This is a genomic window from Bradyrhizobium sp. UFLA05-125 (assembly GCF_059803515.1).
In genome coordinates this window covers 45,212-66,203 of the sequence record NZ_JBANBJ010000033.1, presented here as the reverse complement: position 1 = coordinate 66,203, position 20,992 = coordinate 45,212, and the positions used below count along the sequence as shown (strand labels likewise).

Here is a 20,992-nt window from a genome sequence, read left to right as displayed (position 1 = left end):
CGCGGGAGACCAGCTCATCATGCGAGCGGCACCCCGATCTCGACCGGCGGGAAACTCCAGCTCCGCGTCCGCTTCCGACTGCCGTTGCGGCGGCCTGCAACACGCGCTTTTGCTGCATTGCGAACGCCACCGCTCAAGACCACTACTGTAGCGCATGACTCTTGCACGCAACGCTCTTCATTCTCTTGGAGTGCAACACATCCGCGGGCTATGTAGGCCCAATGCTCAAGGCTCCGGTGATATCCGTCATCAGTTTCAACCCACAATCTGGGTTGCTCTTGAAGTGGGATGCCACAGCGCTCGTCTAAGCTCAGCGAACTGTTGAAACATAACAAACAACGCGATCATGCCGGCGCCCAGCTCAGCGATTGCTTGACTGATCAACAGTCCGTTGAAACCCGATATGATCGGCAATAATAGTACGGCCGGTATGAAGAGATAGCCCTGCCTCGCGAAGGACACAACCGCACTGAGGCGCGCCCTCCCGAACGAATGAAGCATCGTCGTTACGAAACTCTCAAGACCAAAAAACCCAAAGAACAGATGGAAGACGATGGAGGTCGAGACAGCAATTTCCCTGACCCTATCGCTATTGCTGAACAGCCCAACCAAAGGCCGGGCAAAAATCACAACGGCCGCAGAATACGCAACGGAAAACGCGACCGTTATTGAGAGTATGAACTTCGCAGCCTTCAGTACACGAGCAAAGTCCCGTGCACCCCAGCCAAAGCCAAGGACAGCTTGCGAGCCCATACAGAAGCCGGCGATAGGCAGTGCGCCGATCGTCAAGATCCGTACAGCTATTCCCAGGGCCGCGATAGACTCGTCCCCGAATGGCGCAGCAGCTCCGTACAAGAGCATAACGGCAATAGCAGATAAAATACTGGTCGTGGACGCTGGCGCCCCTATGAACGCGAGCTGCTTGATGCGATCAGCTCGCAACGAGACGTGAGATATCCTGACCAGGACTATCCCGCGGAGCCTCGCAAAATACGCGATATAGAGGCTAACAGCAGCTATCTGAGATACCAGCGTTGCAAGGGCTGCGCCTCGCACACCGAGGTCCAGCAGAAATATGAAGATGGGATCAAGCACAGCGTTCAGTATGAAGGCGGTAACCATCGTCCACATGCTGAACCGTGTATTGCCTTCGGCCCTGACGACGAATCCGTTGACAATGTTTAGAAGCATCAAGGTGTACCCAAACAAAAGCGTCGTTGTGTAGTCGAGCGCCACGGGTATAATGGTTGGGGTCGCCCCAAGCGTTACGAAGATCCCTCGCAGGTTTATAAGCAGCGCGACCGTAACCGTGATACCGATCGGAACGGCGAGCGCAAGTGCGGTGCTCGCGCCTCGGCTCGCTTCCAGGTACTCTCCAGCGCCAAGATGACGAGATATGACCGACGCTGCTCCAACACCGATCCCCTGTCCAGCTGCTGTGAGCAGGACCACGATTGGGAAGGCCATGCTGACAGCTGCGATCGCCTGTGCGCCAAGCGCGCCAACAAAGATCGCGTTGACGACCTGCTGTAACGCGTTGATCGACAAGCCAACAACAGACGGAATCGCGAGCCGCAGAATGAGGATCGACAGATTGGGGGCCGATAGGTCAATGTGCTGCATCTTCTTCGGCATCGCATCGCGATCGCTCTCGAAGGCGAATTCCGCATCTGGCTCATTCATGGGTAAACGTGTCGCGAGCTCTTCCGCATTCGCTGATCGTTTGCACCAACTCCTGTTGCAATGTTGTGCAAAGATTACGGGTCAGCTCATAACCGACTTGGCTTGAATCATACCTCGCTTCGATCTGAAGATGGCCGGCTTCATATCCGACATCGAACCAGAACAGGTGAATCACGGACCCTTCATCCATGTCTTCGCCGATCCAGAGTCGAGAGGGTTCCCTGGCTAAGAGACGGCGTGGAAAATGGCGCTGCACACCCGCTCGAAAATTCAATCCAATTCTTGGTAAGGGCAGGCGATCGACCCGGCTCCGCACGTCTGTATCTCCGTTTAAGAATTTCATGGCCCGAAACCCGATTCCCCTGCGCGGCAGGGCATTGCGCTGGCGGTATATTGAACGCGCACGATCGGGGCGCTGCTCCGTTGCTGTCAGTCTCAAGGGAAGCGGAACAAGTTCGCTGATATGGGCGACGATCTGAGATGGATCGAGATCATCAAAAAGCCGCCCTCGGATTGAGGTAAGGCTATCGATCCAGAGCGAGTAGTTGCCGAAAACGCTTCCAAAAGCGCCGGATATGGCCGCAAGAAAGACATCGACGTCCTGACAATGCGCCCATCTGGCTGCAATATTGAAGAGATCAGCTGTCGCTTGTTTGTCGATCTCAAGATGGTACTTGGCCTGATCTTCCCAGAGGGATCGGCAGTTCGCTTCATCCGTGCGGCCCTCAAGGCGGGCATAGTGAAGTTCTCTCGCCGTCACTTTCGAAAAGCTTGCGCCGCCAGGTGAAGTGTCGCTGATGTGAAAATCGAACTGATGGTAGTCAATCCCCTCCCAGTATTCGAGTTCGGCTGGCGCTTCGCTGTTCGCGTAGTTTTCAAGGCGCTTCAACCATGGACAGAGCCTTTGTGTGTTCTCGGGACCGCTTATAGCATGGCCCGAGGCAAGGGCGTTGTATGCCGTATTCAACGCTTCCAGGAATAGGCGATAGCCGATCCCGTCCGCTACAAAATGATGGATCAGGACCAGAAGATAGTAATCGCCGCTTTGCGCTGTGCGGAACGCTGTGACGCTGACAAGAGGCGTCTGGCCGTCAAACCGAAACACATGCTGACGCCTTGCCGAGATGCTCTCGATTATCTTGCGCTGCTGAAGGACGTCTATTCCGACAAGATCGATCTCTTCCACGAGGCGTTCGGCCACGGAAGGTTCGATTGTCAGACGTAGGCCATCAGCAGTTCGAGCGACACGCAGTCTAAGGCCTTCGTGCCTATTCATGACATGGGCAAGGGCACGCTCCAGCGTTCGGACGTTCAGGACGCCGGCGGGCAAGAAGAACAGATCGCCGATGTTGAAGTGCTCGTCGAAGGCGGCAAGACGGTTCCAAGATGAGATTGCGGGGGTGACTGCCAATGAACCATCCGCGGAATGGAGTGTAACCGCTTCGTCTGCCGCCAATTCCCTGATAGTCGGCGTTCGATGAAGTCGCTCGACAGTGAGATTCAGCCCGGCTTTGCGCGCCAGCGTGACGCAGCGCACGCTGAGAAGAGAATCTCCTCCGATATCAAAGAAGCTCTGATCGAGTCCGACCCACTTGGTGCCTAATAGATCCTGCCAGATTGCAGCAAGAATGCGCTCCTTCCGCGTGCGTGGCTCAGCACAGGGAACCGGCCCCACCTCGCGGTAAGGAACGGACGACAGGCGAGAACGATCTATCTTCCCACTTGACGTAAGGGGGATGCTGTCAACCAAACGGAAGGCGGCAGGAATCATGTAGGATGGCAATGTGTGGCGCAGGTGAGTGACGATATCTCCAGAGCTTAGACTGTGGCGAGCCGGAACCACGCTGGCGATCAAGCGACGATGATTATCCATGCCGTCTGCGACGACCGCGGCTTTTGCGATTGCAGGATGAGACTCAAGAGCCGTTTCGACCTCCTCCAACTCAATGCGAAAGCCCCGTACTTTGATCTGGTTGTCAGATCGGCCGCAAATCTCGAGCAGGCCGCCGGTTGAGATGCGTGCGATATCGCCAGTTCGATAAAGAACGCTGTATCGGCCGTCATCATACGGATTCGAGATGAAACAGCGGTTGGTCCGATCTTGATCCCGCCAGTACCCAGCGCTCACGCATCGTCCGGCAATGCAGAGTTCGCCGGCGGCTCCGACAGGAACTCTCCTTAACTGGGTATCGAGCACGTAGAGTTTGACGTTATCGATTGGGTGCCCAACGGGGACAACCGACGAGCCGTCGTCGGCATCCGATGTTTCATAGACTGCTGCATTGGATGCACATTCCGTAGCACCGTAGAAGTTCCACAACGGCGTTTCAGGAAAATTCGCACGCCAGCGCCCGGGAAGCGAGGAAGGCATCGATTCGGCGCTGCTTGTGACCAGCCGCAAGGCCGTCGGTCGCGGGTGCCGTTCTTGCGAAGCGATGACGGCGGATAGGAGTGGCGGGGAGGCAAATAAATGTGTCGCACGACATCTCGCCAACGCGCATAACAGCAGATCCGGATCCAGCAACTGCTCCTGGGCTAGGATCAGCGCCGGTATACCCTTCAGAAGTCCCCCAAAGTACTCCCAAGCCGAAGCAACAAGTGATGCGGACTTCTGCACAACCATAACGTCGGTACCGTCGAACGGAAACCGCCGCCACATCCAGTTCAGTCGATTGAGCATTGCCGATTCCGGTATAAGAACTCCTTTCGGCTTTCCTGTTGATGACGACGTGTAAATAAGGCTTGAAATTCCATGATCTGATGGTTTGTCCCTGCGCCCAAAATCGTGTGGGGGCACGCTCGTCCCCTCTAGGGTCAATAGACAGACCGACGGCATGTCGAAACCAGGCTCGGCGGCATTTGCGTGAACCAAGAGCTTTGCCTGACTATCTCGCAGGATATGTTCGATCCGATCACGCGGATAATCCGGCGATATCGGGACGACAATGGACTGCAAGGCTCGTGCCGCAAGAATAACCGCGGCCACGTCGGGCGACCTGTCGACAAGCATGGCGATCATATCGCCAGCTCCCACGTCCGAGGCCCGCAGTAGCGATCTGATGGCTGTTACGCGCTCGCGCAGCTGGCCGAACGTGATCTCACCGAATTGACCGAAATATGCCACCTGGCTCTGATTCGAGACGCAGATTTGCTCGAACGCCTCGACAAGCGGGCATTCAGTCTCATATGGCTGCACCGAGCCTGCCAGCGAATCCAGCATAGCGACGTCGGACGCGCTGAGGCAGCTCAGATTCTTAATGGGCGCAAGCGACTTCTCAACGCAAGCTGCGATCAGACAGCGCAGATTGTCGGCCATGCGAACAATCAGATCGCTCGAAAATATGTCTTCCGCATACGCTAGCTGGAGGGCAATTTCATCGCCCTGATCTTGCGCGTACAAGGTCAGATCGAATTTTACATAGCCGGTCTCATATTCGCGGAATGTCAGATCCAACTCATGTTGGCCGGATGGCTCGGCGGCCTCAGAGTACATGTTGAACATGACCTGGAAGATCGGTGAGCGGCCGGCTTCGCGAAATAGACGGGCATCCCTCACCATCCAGCCGAATGGATATGCCGAATTTGCGATGGCACTGCTAACTAGATCCTGGACGCGCAACGCATGAACCACAAAGGACTGGTCGACATCGATCGCGGTTCGGATTGGCAGCATATTCAGGAAAAAGCCGATAATTACGTCGCTGCCTGGTTGATCCCGTACGACGTGCGGTATGCCAACAATAATGTCGTCCTGACCGCTATACATCCGCAGCAGCAGCTTGAAACATGAAAGGAGTGTTGTCGACGTGGTGCATCTATGGCGGCGCGCAAACTCCCGGACCTGATTGGAGAGCTCGCTGCCAAGCAGCACCGCATGCGAAGCGCCGCGATAGGAATTTGTCTGCGGCCGCGCTCGTCCCGTTTCGAGCGACAGAACCGGCGGATCATCGCCAATCTGATTACGCCAATAACTACGTTGCCTGGCCAGCGCCTCCGGCGTCGTGTGCTGGATTTCCCAGAGGGCGTAGCTCGAGAGTGACGCCCGGTTTTCTGGCAAGAACGCCGCAGCATCTACGTACCTTTGCCGAAGGTCCCTGAGCAGAACGGAGATCGACCAGGCATCGATGATGATTTCGTGAGCGGTGATCAATATCAGATGGTTGTCAGGGCTAAAACGGATCATACGCGCGCGAAATAAGTGGCCTTGGCCGAGATCAAAACTGGCGTTAAGCTCTGCTCGCCGTAGCTCTGCGATCAGCTCCTCTGCTTCCTGCGCCGTGAGATGAGATGCATCAGCCAGTTCAAGGCTTGCGCATTGAGGAACATCGAAACATTGAAGCGGACCTTTCTCGTCGATGAAGCGTGCAGAAAATGCCTGATGGGAGTGAATGACATCGGTCCAGGCGCGATTGAACGCTGCCAGATCGATGCTGCCCTTTATTTGCAGGCCGCCCTGAATGATGTAGTTCCTGGCAGACGGATCAAGCTGTGAGAGAAACCATAGGTGCTCCTGAACTCGCGTGAGGGGCGCTCGCGTTAGCCTACCGTGCGTCGGGGCCGTGCACGGTTTCGATTCGACTGGAGCCGACATCGACGCCGCAAGAGATCGGATTGTTCCATTCAGAACGCGCCTGAAATCCGCTCTCATTCCGAGCAAGGTCTGCAACTGGCCCAATATAAGCATCGCCCGAAGCGAGTCTCCGCCGAGACTTATGAACTCGTCATTCACGCCAATGTTCTCAATGCGCAGAACGCCGGACCAAATTTGACACAGCTGAGCTTCGAGCTCTGTTTGCGGCTCCTCAAATCGAGTCGGCAAGAAAGGGCGAACACTGGCCGGGTCCGGCAAGGCTCCAAAATCGACTTTTCCGTTTCTGGTCAGTGGAATACTGCCGACGTGGATGATTCTTTCTGGAAGCATGTAGGTGGGAAGCGCTTCGGCAAGAAAGTTCTGAAGCTCGCCTTCGCCCACCTCAGCCGGGGTCGACACGTATGCGATAAGTCGCCGCGATCCAGTTTCCCCCTCAGCCCTGGTTATGTTTCTCGCCGTAAGCTTCACGCCTGCGCAGGCGGAGGCGACCACGACGGCGCCACGTACCGAATGATGAGCGCAAAGGCGGGCCTCGATTTCTCCCAGCTCAATTCTGTGCCCGCGAATTTTGACCTGACGGTCCCGTCGACCGAGACATTCCAAGAGGCCGTCGGAACGAGCGCGCCCGAGATCACCTGTCCGGTATAGGCGCTGGAACGACGGATCGTTCGAGAACGGGTTTGGCCCAAAGGCATCCTTGGTGCGGTCGTCGTCATTGACGTAACCAGCAGCGACACCAACGCCGCTAACACAGATCTCGCCGACCTCTCCCGGGTTGCACAGCCGCGGTCCGTCCGCGAGATAAACCTCGAGGTTAGAAATCGCTTTGCCGATCGGCACATAGAGGTCAGCCAGCGCAGGGGGCACGGAAAGCAGATGATGCGCAACGCCGTCCGCGCACTCGGTCGGCCCGTAGTGGTTGAGAATGGGGACCAGAGGATATAAGGCAAGCCACGCGCGCGCCAGTCCCGGCGTGAGCGGTTCTCCGACCGTAGAAATAACCCGCAAACCGTCCAGAGCTCGCTCAGCGGCCGCAAGCGATTGCAAATATTCAACAAACACCGCAAGCATCGACGGAACGAATTGAACAACCGTCACGCCACATTGTTGAATTGATTGGAGAAGAACTACTGGCGATTTCAGGGCCGTATCATCGATGATAGCGATACGGCCGCCGACGCAAAGCCCCGCCAGAAGCTGCCACAGCGAGATGTCAAAGCAGTGCGATGCTGTCTGCGCGACGCAATCCGTCCGGCTTAGGGTTAAAGCGTCAATTTTTGCCGCCAAATGATTATTCAGCGCTGCGCGCTCGATCATTGCGCCCTTCGGGCGGCCCGTCGAACCAGACGTAAACAGAATGTAGGCAAGTCCATTCCCGTTCGATGATGGCGCAAGAGACGACGCTTGGCCTTCGCGCAGCGCCGCCTCAATCGTCATGAATTGCGTGGTGGCTTTGCTGTTCGCCTGGAACTGGCTGAGCGACTCCAGCCGGTCTGGACCAATTATCAGAGCGCAGCGGCTCTGCTCGATCATGAATGATGTACGGGAAGCGGGTAACGACGGATCGAGCGGCAGGTAGGTTGATCCGGCCTTCAAAATTGCGACGACAGTCGTCGCCCAATCGAGGTCCCGCTCACCCAAATAGGCGACCACCGCGCCGTGAGTCCCCCTCTCTCGTAACGTCCTCGCGAGGGCATCCGATCTTAAGCGCAGCGCCTTGTAGGTGAGTGCGTCTGCGCCGCACCTCAGGGCAACCCTCTCGGGATCCGAAGATGCAAGCCGATCGATCTGCATGATCGGGTCGACCGGTTGACGTTCCTCAACAGGATTTTTGTCCGATCGATTTTCCTTAGGCATACGCCTTCCGCCATTCGTCGCCCTGTGTGGCCCTTGAATCAGAACACCGAGTGTCCTGAATGGCGGGTACATTTCTCCACCCTGGTTCTGCCAGTCATAGTGTGCCGTTTTGACTAATTGTTAGCTTCTCGTCCTTTGCGCTCACTGTTTCCTCGATAATCGGCGGAGAACACTACCGAACGCTAGGGCCTCAAGTTGGCGGTGGCATCTACCTGATCTGGTAGTAGACACGCGTCGTCTGCATGCCACCCGCAATCAACGAGCCCAGAGAACTCGGTTTTGGCTTTGTGAATTCTTACATGTGCTCTCCTGATGAAAGACCTGACGCTCGCCGGGTTGCATGTTGTCTACAGTCCCAAGCGATGACGTCGACATCGAGACAGATGCGTGTTTGTTTTCCAGGAGGCAGTTGCGTAGCCGCTGAGGGGCAGTTGTTAGGTGCTCGAGCATTTTGACGCTTTTGGCTTTGTAGGATTCTGCTGTAGGACGGGAGGCTGAAACTTGCTTTGACGCGCTGAAAGGAATTGTCGAGCACTCTCGCGGCGGCCAAGCGGCACTACACACGCTTCAATTCCAGTTCGGAAGCGTATTGGATCGCCCTTTCGGGTACTCTAGAGCTTGCCCTCCGCGACCAGAGTTGACGTTTCAGCAAAGTAACGCGTGCAGAACCAGCCACCGCGAGGTCCTTAATCTGCCGATGTTCGCAGCCGCTTAGCACCACAGCGAAGCCGGAGCGGCGTGTTAAAGGTATTCGCGATAAGCTGGAAGACGCTGATGGCGAGCCTTTCCCGCCGTGCCAGCGTTGCCTGACCGATCGCTCGTGACGATTTCCCGCGAGCCGGACTTCTATCACCCAGCGCTGTTGGTGCGCTGTTCGGGCGGATGGGTCCAGCGTCCAGGCCGGCTCCGCTCGTCGGTAAGAACCAGTGGATTATATCGGTTCGCATCGGCCTCGATAGGTGAGATCGAAATTCTGTCGGAACCAACAAAAGGCTCCTTCTACTCTGCAGCGAGGGAGGCGGCTTCCTCCCGCGCAGCATAGTGTCGGTACGTACAGAGCGATTGTCAGCTTTAGGACAATTGTCCACAACCTGACGCATGCACCCGGTACGACGCAACTCGAGACTCCTCAATTTCCAAGCGGCACGCTGCTTGCTTCATTCACGGCGCCATCACCGATGCAAGCTCGAAAGTGCTCGGTTGTCGATAGAAGCAGCGCCGCGGAGTGTTTGATGCGATCTGGAGTTCGTTCTGGGGGACCGACAACGATTGCGCTGGTCGCAAGCGGCGTAGCCTGTTCGGCGAATCTTGAGCCAGCAGTATGTCTGTCATCGGCTCCGTGGAGCCTGGTCGGAGGATATATTGGCGGACACGTCCGCGGTGATTGCGGCCAAAAATGCTTCACTAATCCCGACATTCCGTCTGTCTATGATGGTGGCATAGATACCCATGTGTTCCTTGCAGACGACAAGGCCGGCTACAACTCCCAGAAAAGCAGTTCGGTGTTTGGCCTCAAACGTGAGGCCGATCTCTTGCGGACCACCAATTCAATCGAGAGCGTGTTCGCCAGGGCACGACTCGACCACGGGATGCCAACCGCCCCAGGGCAATGGTGTTCGAGCTGGTGATCGCAAAATAAAGGTCTGGCGGTGGCTTAAGGCACAAAGAGGTGCCGAAGGTCGCAGTTGTCAGATTCAATGACGGTATTCACCCAATCAAGGTGCCGAGCGGGCCTGATCACCTCGTCACCTAATCCCGAATAGCTCAGCTTAATGGGCCCACAATTCAATGGAGATTTCTGAGTGACTATTGATAGCGAGAAGGAAACCCCGCCGTCTCTGTCCTCCGGTGCGACGCATATGCTGATCGACTTATGGGGAGCGAAGAAACTTGACGATCCAGTCATTGCCGAAGACGCAATCCGAAAAGCCGTCCGGGCGGCGAGTGCGACATTGCTCCATCTTCATGTTCATAAGTTTTGTCCGGGTCACGGCGTCTCCGCAATAGCCTTGTTGGCTGAATCGCACATCACCTTACACACCTGGCCTGAGAGGTCCTACGCGGCCGCCGATGTTTTCGTATGTGGCAACAGCGATCCTGAGAGCGCCGTCCCAATTCTAGTTGAGGCGTTTCAGCCCGAACACTCTGACGTTCGCCGCTTCCGCAGAGGCGAGTCAATCAAGCCAACGCGTTGAAGCAGCTGTCGATCTCCTTGGATTGGCCGCGGAGGCTGCTTCGCTCGCGCACGCGTTGCGCCAGCAGTATTGCGAAAGCCGATTTGGGGCCCCACCCTCCACAATCTTGCGGACGATGGCGGCGATGACAACGACCTGAGCAGCTTGGGTGCTCGATATCCTCACTTGAGCCTTGTCGACGAATGAGGCACCATTCAATCTTTATTATCTTGAAGCCGTAGCATGTCGCAACGATGACGACGGCGGCGCTGTTGCCAATGCGTGTCTGCTCGAAGAATTGAAGAAAGTTCTATCGAATAGAGTTCTTCCATTTTGCTCGTAGTCGCTAGCCAGTGCAGATACAGCCGTTTTGCATACAGCTTGCCGAGTGGCTTCTTACGGCTTTGATAGAGCGCCGGATCGTAACCAACGCTCTATGGGAGCAACAATATTCTATCGCAAGACAATTTCGTGGACGAAGTCAGTTTGACGGATAACCATCTGCAGAAAGGACAAGCGGCGCCTTGGATTGCGAGTAGACGCAAAAATGACATCTGCTTGACGGCGAACGTCAATACACACCAAAATCAATTGCAACTCTCAATTGTTTTTGATCCACTGTGTCGGCTGCGCACTTTTTTCGATCACACAAGAAGGGTACTTACACTTCCGCCGAAGTGAACACCAGCTGTGCGCGTATCGGCGACACCCTAGAACTGCCGGGAACAGCAACATGCAAGTGAAAGAACAACTCGATAGAGCCGTTAGCGATTTCATCTGGAACATCGTTGAGGTCCATTCCCAACTCGAGGAAATACACAAGAGTTGGGCTCAGCTACTAGGCATAACCGAAGCGCAGTGGTTGATCCTCATGGCCATCGACGAACTCGATGAAGGTCGAGGCGTCTCGGGAACAGCGGTTGCGAACAAGCTGCGAATCCACCCCGCATTTGTCACCAATCAAACAAAGAGACTTGAACAATTGGAGTTTCTTGCTCGCGTCACCTCGCCTGATGATGCGAGATACCTGCAGATTTCGCTGACTCAAAAGGCGCAGGCCGAAATCAGAAAGTTATCAATCAAAAGGCAAGCGCTCAACTCCACGATTCTTGATGGGCTCGATGAGGAGTCCCTTCACTACATCAACAAGCGGCTAATCTTGATTGCTAAAAACAGCCGATTGGCATCTCAAAAGCTGAGTATCGGAATATTGTAGATCTAAATGACAAAGTGCTGAGCTAGCATCAGAGCCTGCTCGCTCGGCACCACGACTTGAACCGCGGCACCTTTCTCCGGGCTAACCAAACATAATCCTGCAGCGGTTCGAGATGTTCCGCGAGCATGGGCACGGCAGCGCATGAGATTGGAAGGCTTGAGCTGCCTAGTTGCTCAGATTGTGCTCCACAGAGCAGGCACTCTGGGATTGTGCGGGGGTCATCAGCGCCTATGCATGTCGGGCCCAGCTTGGACGTCCGCCGTACATTCGTTTGTAAGAATGCCATGGCCACGCTTATGGCGCCTCCGGATGTCACCTGAGGTGAGAGAAATTATGTTGAAGACACCGCCTGTGGCATGAACGGAATACAGCAGCGCAAGCGGCGAGGTTTCCGCTGCCGTCCAACTCAACAATGAATAGAGAGCGAACTCAGCACAAGCTTTTGCTCTAGCCATCCGAAGATTCGATCGTCGGAGGTCACGAAATTTTCGACCTCCCCTCCGTCGGTCGTTATCGTCCGTGGTATGGCCAACTGCAGATCAATGGGTGTGGCCGCGCCGTCACGTAGCAGCTTCATCGCTTCCGACGCGCTGACGATGCCCCGCCCGCCTGCTACTACGAGAACAGGACATCTCAGCCGCCGGAGCATCCGCAAGCGACGGGCCGAGATCACTTCCTCGTCCGGCACATCTGTGGTTCCGGCAACCCAGTCGACAGACGCCAGCATCCGAGCCAAATTCCAGAGGCCACCGTCACAGACCGCTGCGGCAACGCGGCTATCGGATGCAGCGAAATCGGATGCCATGGCAGCGGATAACCCGTCTCCATAGATGCCTATGCGAGCAGCATCAATGTCTGACCGGGCTGCTAAATAATCCACACAGCATGACAAGTACATGTCCGACTGACCGCGCCGGGCATTTGAGACGTCCTCGTGAGCGACAACAAGGACGGACATGCCTCGATCCATCACAACGGGCAAGAGTCTTCCGAGCAGCGTCGTTGCCGGCTCCTCTTCCGTGCTGATGCAAATAATTGCTGGGGCGCTAGAACTGCGACCATCTGCGGGCAAGTAGTGGGCGACAATCTCACCTTGATCGCAGCACTCGATTTGCACTCGCTCGATCTTCTGTTCCAAGGCTCCGAATTTTTGAACGACAGCGTTGATTTTGGCCGGAACGCCTGCGCTATCTGAAGCGTCTTCACAAGCCAGACGCCTCGCAACTTCAAAGGCGGTTAGCGCGCATAGCCAATCTTGCGCCGCCTCATCAAGGTATCCCTTTTCCCGATTGGTATCACCAAGGACCCGATGGGCATCTGCGATGTTTATCCATCTAATGACCCATTCAGTTCGGCTAATACTTGTGCAGGCGGCTTCGAGATTGTTGAGGAACGCCGCAGCGCCCCATCGCGTGGATGAAAGATTGCCCCTCACCTGGGGCCACGCAGCGCCGTCCATCCCATTTGTCCCTTGTGCGGATCTGAAGAGATAGCCGGTTCTACAGCCAGCTTAGCTCCACGTGTCGCGGAGACAGTAGCTGACATCGCAGGAGAAACTTCCCAGTATTAAGCCATGCAGCGATGTAATTCTGCCTTTGGCGTGAGGGTACGCAGTTTTTCATCCGCCTGCGTTCCGCTGCACCAGACGATGCGCGACTCAGTAAACTTGGGCGCGAACCGCAAAGCCCTTGGAATAAGAGCTATAAACTGCCAGCAGTGCGCGCCGAAAGGGCGATGCTGGAGATTGCCTTGCTGGAAGAGCCCGATTTTGAGACTCGTGACGGGCCGCCAGAAATCCTGGGACCGGACATAATGTTCTGTGCGATGGATCGGGCGGGCTGATGAGTTGGAGACTACCTGGAGCACCCTATCAGCAGACCGGTGCCGTCCTTCGAAACGTTCGCACGACCATGAACAGCTCCGAGGGCTCAGGAAGTCGGTTCGGAATCAGAGGATGGCACTGCGCCCGTTGTTCTTGAAGATGTGATCGGCACGAAGCCGATCTGAAAGCCGAACGCACGACCGATTTTTTGAAGGGTTTCGGAAGTCGGGTTGGCCACCCCGCGCTCGATTTCGCCGGCCTGACGTGTCGTAAGTTTGAAAAGTTTCGCGAACTCGGGTTGCGAAAGCCCGAGCGCGAGACGCATCTCTGCGACAGCATGCGGAAGCCGTAGCTCGGCTGCCCGCGCCTTCGCCGCAACGGCGGCGCGGCGCTCTCGAATCTCGACTTTGGTCGGTTTGCGCCATCTCGGCATGTCGATCACCTGTTAGGAGGAACGTTCCGCAATTTCGCGACGCCGTCCGCCATTTCCTTGTCCCTGATGATTGCATTCTGCACGACGGCGTCGGGTATCTCGTGCTGGCGCGCGAGGTCAGGCAAAGCGCGCAACAGATTCTCCTTCGCGGCCAAGCGCTCCATCAGACGATCGGCAGGAACTCCGGGAGCAGCGACCGCTTCGCAAGACTTCGCGCCAATCGGGGGTCTTATCCCGGTTCTGTAGTCGCATGCATTCCCAGGTCGTGGACCTAGGAATGGCCGAAGCACGACTGCGTGGATATTCAACCCTTACAGTGGGTTGAAACCCACAAAAACCGGAAACTATCTGGCCATTATGATGGGTTGATTGACGAATCGGAACCGCGCGGACTTGCAGGGTTGGAAAAGGTGTTGTTCGGGCGGCGACCCTAGTTTGCCCCACCGTGGGATCGGGAAGGATCCTGCCCTTCCCGCCTCGGAAAGAATAGCTTGCGGATCGACAGATGATCTCTCGGCATGATGCCGAGCTGGCGACCGTTCCCATGGATCGCCTACCGCATTAGGAGGGACTAGGTCTTCACCTCAGTCAAGGACTGTTTCCTGAAGTTCGGCGACTTTCCATCGGCTTGGCCTCATTGGCTGCGGCTGACGGATCTCAGCTATCCCATATTCGGAAGACGGAGCACTGACTTGGCGGCATTAACGTCGGATGCCTTCTCGCGAAAAGCCCGCTTGCGTTCGACTGTTACCGGGTTCGGTCTGAGGGCACGAACGATATCCGGCGAATGAAGAACGGCCTCACCCGCTCCAGGTCAGCGGCCTTCCAGTTCAGCAGCGAACAGAGCTGCGGTCGACCAGATTGAATTTGACTTCTCGCTCTTACCAGATGAAGCCATATCCGAGCAACTGATAGGCAGCCCGGCGAAACACGTTCCAGTCGAAGCTAACTCTTTCCGTTTGGAAGGTCTCGTCGGTCATGGTGATGGCGGACACCGTAGGTGATGTAGTCCTCTCCGCTTACAGGCACGTATGGGACGAGATCGTCGAGCGTCTCTGGATCGTCGGTCGTCAATTCGACCGACAACAAAAAGCGCGTCGCCGACTGTGTCCCAGTGCCGAGCTTTCATGCCGAAGGCCGATTCGCTTAGTGCGGAGGGGGAGGCGCATATTCGCGCGTCCATCGGAATGAGCAAATGCTGTGGAGCGCGAATCGAGATTCTTGCGCCGCGGTCGCAGAATCTCGTCAATTGGCTCCCGTGCTCAGGGAGCGAGAAATCACACGCGTGGACTTAAGGAAACGGCCCCAGCGGCTCCGGGGGGATATGCTGAGGCCGTACCTTCGCCTCGCGGACAGGTCGGAGGCGGAGCCAGAATGATGAATGGCTAGATTGCTTATTTGTTCGCGGGAATATGGTTATTCAAGTCGGAGATTTTCGGCGGACATCTTGCCAGCGCGTCCGACCCTTATCTCATAGCTGATCTTTGCCCCCTCTGCCAACTCGGTATAACCGGACTTTTCAACGGCGCGAATATGGACGAAGACATCGGGGCCGCCATCATCCGGCTTGATGAAGCCGTACCCCTTGGTCGAGCTGAACCATTTCACAGTACCGATTGCCACCACAATAACTCCAAATTGAACCCATATCGAAATGGGAGCCCGCCCTCCTGGAGCGCGGCATCAGCGCGGATGCCTGTCTCGTGCTTGGGATGTTCTCGCAAATCTCATCCAGGATGGATCGCTCAGCGAGCGCAAGCGACGGTCCGGGCGATGTACGGGCGGTCGGTCCGCTTGGTTGCAGCCGTGAGAAAGATTTGTTTGGCACCTCTGATGAGGTCGATTCAGCTGGTGACGGATTCGGCTGCATCGTGTCGGTGCCGGACTGGGTGGTCCACCGCGCCGGGCCGGGTCTTGGCTCGTGCTAGTTCGCTGGCGAGCTGCATCAGGTTGTACTGCAGCCAAAGCCGTTGCTGCAGGTCGCGCTGACTGCGCCGAAACAACGTCTCGGCATACGTGCCCATACGGAGTCGGTAGAAATGGTTGGCCATGTCCTTCTCCTATGCTGCGCCGAATTGGGCCCAACCGGGGCTTGTCCTTTATCGCCCCCAAACATGTGCGTAGCCCTGCAAAGTAGGGCGTTATTGATATTGATTAACGCAATGATTCGGGCATCGACGCACAAATTCGTCGCACGAACGGTCTTTTTGACGGATTCCACCACTCGATTGTCGGCTTCTGCTGCTAATGCGGCCAATCACTTTGCCATCGCGAATGAAATGCTCCATACAGCGGCCAACGAGGCAAGAAAGCTCACTCATGTTTCTCCTCAACTCGCACCCCGATCACCGCGCTCCGCTTGATGATTCCGACGCCGACACGCTGAGCGTCGAATCCGCGCAAAAGGTCGAGCGTTTTATAAGGGCTCGCGATGGTCACAAGGAAACTCCCCTTATTTCTTTAGCGGGCCTTGCTCGTGAGATCGGAATTGGTTCGATCCATCTAAAGGATGAGGGCTATCGCCTCGGTCTTGGTAGTTTTAAAGCGCTGGGCGGTTCTTATGCTGTGATTCGCCTGGTGCTCGAGGAAGCCACTCGGCGGCTCGGTCGCGATGTTGAGCTGAGCGAATTGCACACATCTGAAGTTCAGTCCGTCGCGCGGGGCATGACGGTCTCTTGCGCCACGGATGGCAATCACGGCAGATCCGTTGCTTTTGGCGCCCAGCTTGTTGGGGCGAAATGCGCCATTTTTGTTCACTCAGGCGTGAGCAACGAACGCATATTCGCCATTGCTCGCTTTGGCGCGCAGATGATCCGCGTCGATGGCAACTATGACGATGCGGTTGCTGAGGCATCCCGAGTTGCGGCGAGAAGCGGTTGGATCACTGTATCTGACACGTCTTGGCCTGGTTATGAGCGGATCCCAGGACTGGTGATGGAAGGATATACCGCCCTACTGAGTGAGGCTCTGCGTCAATTGCGCGAACCCCCGACTCACGTGTTCATTCAGGCTGGCGTGGGTGGCCTCGCCGGCGCGATTTCCGGACATTTCTCAGTCCTGTTCGGCAACGACCGCCCGTTCTTCACTGTTGTCGATCCCTCGCGAGCGGCGTGCCTCCTTGAAAGCGCGCGGGCCGGGCGCCCTATAAAGGTAGATCACCGGCAATCCACCGTGATGGCCATGCTCGAATGCTACGAGCCCTCGCTCGTCGCCTGGCGCATCCTCTCGCGCGCAGCGGACGCTTTTATGACGGTCGACGACGAGGACGCAATCGGCGTGATGAAGCGCCTGGCAAATCCGAGGGATGGCGATCCGGCAGTTGTTGCCGGCGAAAGCGGTGGTGTTGGTCTCGCAGCGTTACTGAAAGCTGCTTCTGACCCGACCTTGCGGGCCAAGCTTGGTCTTGGACCGAATGCACGGGTTTTCCTGGTCAACACCGAGGGTGCGACCGATCCTTCCCTTTATGAAGAGCTGGTCGGCACGACGCCTTCGCACGTGACCGAGAAAAACGGATAAGCCTGCCAAAAGTCCGTCGACAGACGCTGCGAGCTAGCCTTTTGGGATCTGAATGTTTGGGCATTCAAGCTGGCCGATGTTGATTCCGGCGTTGGCCGCCTTCTTCATCTCGAATCGTCCCAAGTTGTCCCTTTGCAGCGTGGACCACCTGCGCAAGCGGCTCGCAAAGACGTTGCCCAAGCCGTCAGGTCCGGTCAACGGATAAACTCCCATCGATCAAACAATACGCCCGCTAGAACGCCTCGACCCAATCTCAAGATCGATTGAATCGATTGTCGTGATCACAACGGAACTTCAATTCCAGGGATGGCGCGGCGGACGTACTCCGTTCAGCACGTAGTTCCCGATATGGAAGTACTTCCAGCGCACCGGGTCGTGCAGCGTGTGGGTGCGCGCATTGCGCCAATGACGATCAAGATTGTACTGTGCAAGCGTCGATCGCGTTCCGCCAAGCTCGTGCAGTTTGTTCGCTGCCAAAATCGCGATCTCCGTCGTCGCTACCTTGGCGATTGCCACAGCGATTGAGGCCTCGTCCACCGTTTTCTCGTTTGGCTCCGCGACGGCAAAATCCAAAGCGTGCCCGGCTCGCTCGAGCAGGGCTTCGGCCGCATGCAGTTTGATGCTGAGATCTCCAATTTGGGCGATAGTGAACTGGTCCTCATAACCATGGTTCTGACCGCTATCGATCCATGGCCGTGCATACTGGCGCACGAAAGCAACCGTGTCGGCAAGAGCGCCCTTGGCGATGCCCGCGTCGATCGCGGCATGGACGAGCTGGGCAAACGGTCCGTTCGCAGTTGGGGCGTTATATACCGCATGCGCTGGCAATACCGCCAATTTGGGTACCCGAAGTTTGCGGATGACGACGCTGCCGCTGGCAGTCGTCCTCTGGCCGAAGCTGGACCAATCATCAATGATGCTCAATCCGTCCGCATCGCGGGGCGCGATCGCGATATGCGCTCTTCCGTTGTCGTCAGTTGCTGCAATGGCGATATAATGAGCAAAAAGCGCCCCGGTCGCATAGAACTTCTGACCATTGATGAGATAGGTATCTCCATCAGGGGTTATCGTGGTCTCGAAAATGCCGGTGTGCTTGCTTTTGGCTTCGGAGACCGCATTGCCAAAGCGATTGCCTTGCAGGACCTTGCCAAACCAAAAGCGCTTCTGCTCGTCCGAGCCGGTCAGTCGCAATAGGTCCAGGACTCTCAGATGACTTTGTGGAATTTGTCCAAGTGAGGGATCGGCGGCCGAGATGATCTTGACCATTTCTGCGACCGTCGCGAAGGAGACGCCGGCTCCGCCATGAGCCTTCGGTACGGTGATGCCCCAAAGACCGCTTGACGAAAAGCGATCGAGCTCGGCTACCGGCAGACGCCGTTCGCGATCACGCGCTGCAGCATCGATCGCAAGTTCGGCGGCCATTTTATGCGCGATGTCGATGGCCTCCGCGTCAGAACTAAGGACCTGCGCCTTTGGTACGACGTTGAACTCCGATCCAGCCTCGGGTCGGTCGGCACGTTCTATTATTGTGGTCATGAAAAACTCCGAAGGCCTGGCGGCCCGCCCCGGCTGGCTGGCACCATGAGGTGCCGTTCGCTACCTTGAGCCAAATCGCCGCATCTTTCGCGGCATAGACTCGTTTCCGATACGGCGCTCGAACTACTCTCCACCTTCGTAGAAGAGCTCAAGCGGCAAGCCCACCAGAGATTTGCCGATCCAGTCCCGAGCGATGATGTTCGACGGGCCCATTGCGATAGCGGCACGCGCGTCGCGGAAGGAACGTTCAATCGGCCCCCGGTGATAGCCGTAACCTCCGGTGACTGTTAGTGCAGCCGCGGCGACCTTGTTAGCGACCTCGGCCGCATGCACCTTGAACTCGGTCAGCGGAATCAGGATTTCGCTCTGCGGCTTGCCGGCGCGCCAGAGTTCGTCCAGCCTTGCTGCAAGCTCGAGGCGCCAGGGCCGCAACGATTCAACGAGCACCTTGGCCGCACCGAGTTCCTGCCGGACCGCCTGATAATCCGCAACTCTCTTGTTTCGATCCTTGTGTACGAAACTTGCAGTGTGCTTGACGGCGGCATTCAACACACCCCGGGCGAGGCCTTCCCAGACGGCCCCGAGCCCGATCAGATAGACGGGCGAGACACCGTTGTAGATGATTTCCTTCCCCTGCCCCTCAGCGCCCAGCCGATCCCGTTGCGGCACTCGCACGCTCGTGTAGTGAATAGGCCCCGAGTGATTGGCGCGCACGCCGAGGGCGTTCCAAGGTTTTGATTCGATTCCGGCAGACTTGCCGTCCACGATGAAGAAAACAATGTCGGTTTGGTCCTTGGCACCGGGCGTGCGTGTCTGCACCACATAGAAGTCGGCCTGACCGGAGCTCGTTGTGAATGATTTCTTGGCATCAAGCAGATAGTTGTCGCCATCGCGTGACGCCTCCGACAGATTGTACCACCAGTGTCCGCCGGTGGCGCGTTCGCTCGTAGAATATGTACCCAGCAGCGCACCGTTCTTCGCCTTGAGCCAGCGCTCCTTCTGGTCGTCGCTACCATATAGATTGATGGTCTGAGCCGCGCCGACATGCATGACGTAAACAAGGCCCGTCGATGCATCAACTTGGCCAATACGATAGGCAGCTTCGGCAAAATCGATATGGGCAAGGCCAAGGCCGCCAAACCGGGTTTCAGTCAGGACGCCGGTCCAGCCGGCTTCCGCCAAGGCCGTCAAATTCTCTCGCGGAAAGCGGCTTTCGAGATCATTGCGATCGGCGTTGACCCTTACGGTCGCATCAATGGCAGCATCCAGCCGGGAATAGAGCTCTTCGTCGAAATTGTGTGCCAGCTTGGCTGCGGCCATGGTTAGTCTCTCCTTGTTTTTCACGAGTTCAAGCAACGGCGTGCGTCAGCACTTTCTGTGTGGAGCAGGTTTGCGGTGAGCCGCCGAGGTAGACCGCTTTGATCTCGTCGCGACTGCGCAAGGCCGCCGATGTACCGGAAAGGACGCTATGGCCGTTCTCAAGGGCGACCGCGTGGTCGGAAAAGCGTAGCGCGACCGTCGAATTTTGTTCAGCTACCAGGATAGAGAGGCCCTGCTCTCGGTTGAGCTGCTTCAGCGCTCGGAAGATACTTTCAACGACAAGCGGGGCAAGCCCCATCGACGGCTCGTCGAGCACCAACAACCGTGGCCGCGACATCAGTGCACGGCCAATCGCAGTCATCTGCTGCTCGCCGCCCGACGTTAGTCCCGAGATGGACCTGCGATGATGCTTAAGTCGCGGGAACAGCTCGTAGATCTCATCCAGGCCAGCGCGGATCACGCGGGACTTGGCGTCTCGGCCAATGGCGCCCGTAATAAGGTTCTCTTCCACTGTCAGCGAGCGGAAGCAATGCCGGCCCTCAAGCACGGGAACGATCCCGGAGCGAACCAATTTGACGGGCGACGCCGACACGATGTCGCGACCGTCAAAATTGATCCGTCCGGCGGTCACCTGGCCGCGCCGCGCCGGCAGGAGCCCTGAGATCGCCTGAAGTGTTGTGGACTTGCCCGCACCGTTGGCGCCCAGCACGGCGACAATCTCGCCCCGCCGGACCGCGAATGATACGTCGTTCACGGCCCGGACGGCATGATTGTAGGTCGCGGCCACCCCCTCGAGCGAAAGCAGAATGTCACTCATGCCCGGATACATCCTTCCTCAGGCGAG

13 protein-coding genes are annotated in these 20,992 nt (G+C 56.9%); 3 read left to right on the top strand and 10 right to left on the bottom strand.

The genetic code is table 11. From position 1 onward, the window contains the following. Positions 1 to 255: 255 nt before the first annotated feature. Entirely contained in the window at positions 256 to 1,683 is a 1,428-nt protein-coding gene (locus tag SO156_RS25810) for an MATE family efflux transporter (RefSeq protein ID WP_498536703.1), read from the bottom strand. After that, on the bottom strand, positions 1,676 to 8,131 hold the full coding sequence (locus SO156_RS25805; RefSeq protein WP_498536702.1) for an amino acid adenylation domain-containing protein: 6,456 nt from the start codon (positions 8,129 to 8,131) through the stop codon (positions 1,676 to 1,678). The genes SO156_RS25810 and SO156_RS25805 overlap by 8 nt, the downstream gene beginning before the upstream one ends. A 1,802-nt stretch (positions 8,132 to 9,933) precedes the next feature. Here SO156_RS25805 and speD point away from each other — a divergent pair. After that, on the top strand, positions 9,934 to 10,326 hold the full coding sequence (gene speD, locus SO156_RS25800) for an adenosylmethionine decarboxylase (protein ID WP_498536701.1): 393 nt from the start codon (positions 9,934 to 9,936) through the stop codon (positions 10,324 to 10,326). Between the two features lie 712 nt (positions 10,327 to 11,038). Further along, entirely contained in the window at positions 11,039 to 11,521 is a 483-nt protein-coding gene (locus tag SO156_RS25795; RefSeq protein ID WP_498536700.1) for a MarR family winged helix-turn-helix transcriptional regulator, read from the top strand. A 406-nt stretch (positions 11,522 to 11,927) separates the two neighbouring features. Here SO156_RS25795 and SO156_RS25790 read toward each other — a convergent pair whose 3' ends face one another. The 5 genes from SO156_RS25790 to SO156_RS25770 form a co-directional block, all read right to left on the bottom strand. Further along, entirely contained in the window at positions 11,928 to 12,980 is a 1,053-nt protein-coding gene (locus SO156_RS25790) for an alpha/beta hydrolase family protein (protein WP_498536699.1), read from the bottom strand. A gap of 469 nt (positions 12,981 to 13,449) precedes the next feature. Beyond that, entirely contained in the window at positions 13,450 to 13,776 is a 327-nt protein-coding gene (locus SO156_RS25785; protein WP_498536698.1) for a helix-turn-helix domain-containing protein, read from the bottom strand. Positions 13,777 to 13,781: 5 nt separating this feature from the next. Beyond that, positions 13,782 to 13,940, bottom strand: coding sequence for a hypothetical protein (locus tag SO156_RS25780; RefSeq protein ID WP_498536697.1), 159 nt, complete (start codon positions 13,938 to 13,940; stop codon positions 13,782 to 13,784). A gap of 1,252 nt (positions 13,941 to 15,192) precedes the next feature. Further along, entirely contained in the window at positions 15,193 to 15,399 is a 207-nt protein-coding gene (locus SO156_RS25775; RefSeq protein WP_498536696.1) for a cold-shock protein, read from the bottom strand. Positions 15,400 to 15,620: 221 nt separating this feature from the next. After that, complete coding sequence (locus SO156_RS25770; RefSeq protein WP_498536695.1) at positions 15,621 to 15,827, bottom strand: hypothetical protein; 207 nt, start codon at positions 15,825 to 15,827, stop codon at positions 15,621 to 15,623. Between the two features lie 268 nt (positions 15,828 to 16,095). Between SO156_RS25770 and SO156_RS25765 the strand changes: the two genes are divergently transcribed. Then, entirely contained in the window at positions 16,096 to 17,292 is a 1,197-nt protein-coding gene (locus tag SO156_RS25765; protein ID WP_498536694.1) for a diaminopropionate ammonia-lyase, read from the top strand. Positions 17,293 to 17,586: 294 nt separating this feature from the next. Here SO156_RS25765 and SO156_RS25760 read toward each other — a convergent pair whose 3' ends face one another. The 3 genes from SO156_RS25760 to SO156_RS25750 form a co-directional block, all read right to left on the bottom strand. Further along, positions 17,587 to 18,828 (bottom strand): SfnB family sulfur acquisition oxidoreductase, encoded by a 1,242-nt coding sequence (locus tag SO156_RS25760; protein ID WP_498536693.1) that lies wholly within the window; start codon positions 18,826 to 18,828, stop codon positions 17,587 to 17,589. A 123-nt stretch (positions 18,829 to 18,951) separates the two neighbouring features. Next, positions 18,952 to 20,148 carry an acyl-CoA dehydrogenase family protein gene (locus tag SO156_RS25755; RefSeq protein ID WP_498536692.1) on the bottom strand — a complete coding sequence of 399 codons (1,197 nt, stop codon included), beginning with the start codon at positions 20,146 to 20,148 and terminating at the stop codon, positions 18,952 to 18,954. Positions 20,149 to 20,176: 28 nt separating this feature from the next. Further along, positions 20,177 to 20,965, bottom strand: a complete 789-nt coding sequence (locus tag SO156_RS25750; RefSeq protein WP_498536724.1) for an ABC transporter ATP-binding protein — start codon at positions 20,963 to 20,965, stop codon at positions 20,177 to 20,179. Between the last annotated feature and the right edge of the window lie 27 nt (positions 20,966 to 20,992).

Excerpts from the sequence above, each read along its gene's own strand:
- SO156_RS25780 (WP_498536697.1), bottom strand. The coding sequence starts at position 13,940 with ATGGAGCGCTTGGCCGCGAAGGAGAATCTGTTGCGCGCTTTGCCTGAC.
- SO156_RS25755 (WP_498536692.1), bottom strand. The coding sequence starts at position 20,148 with ATGGCCGCAGCCAAGCTGGCACACAATTTCGACGAAGAGCTCTATTCC.
- SO156_RS25810 (WP_498536703.1), bottom strand. The coding sequence starts at position 1,683 with ATGAATGAGCCAGATGCGGAATTCGCCTTCGAGAGCGATCGCGATGCG.
- SO156_RS25795 (WP_498536700.1), top strand. The coding sequence starts at position 11,039 with ATGCAAGTGAAAGAACAACTCGATAGAGCCGTTAGCGATTTCATCTGG.
- SO156_RS25760 (WP_498536693.1), bottom strand. The coding sequence starts at position 18,828 with ATGACCACAATAATAGAACGTGCCGACCGACCCGAGGCTGGATCGGAG.
- SO156_RS25805 (WP_498536702.1), bottom strand. The coding sequence starts at position 8,131 with ATGCCTAAGGAAAATCGATCGGACAAAAATCCTGTTGAGGAACGTCAA.
- SO156_RS25750 (WP_498536724.1), bottom strand. The coding sequence starts at position 20,965 with ATGAGTGACATTCTGCTTTCGCTCGAGGGGGTGGCCGCGACCTACAAT.
- SO156_RS25785 (WP_498536698.1), bottom strand. The coding sequence starts at position 13,776 with ATGCCGAGATGGCGCAAACCGACCAAAGTCGAGATTCGAGAGCGCCGC.
- SO156_RS25765 (WP_498536694.1), top strand. The coding sequence starts at position 16,096 with ATGTTTCTCCTCAACTCGCACCCCGATCACCGCGCTCCGCTTGATGAT.
- SO156_RS25770 (WP_498536695.1), bottom strand. The coding sequence starts at position 15,827 with ATGGCCAACCATTTCTACCGACTCCGTATGGGCACGTATGCCGAGACG.
- SO156_RS25790 (WP_498536699.1), bottom strand. The coding sequence starts at position 12,980 with ATGGACGGCGCTGCGTGGCCCCAGGTGAGGGGCAATCTTTCATCCACG.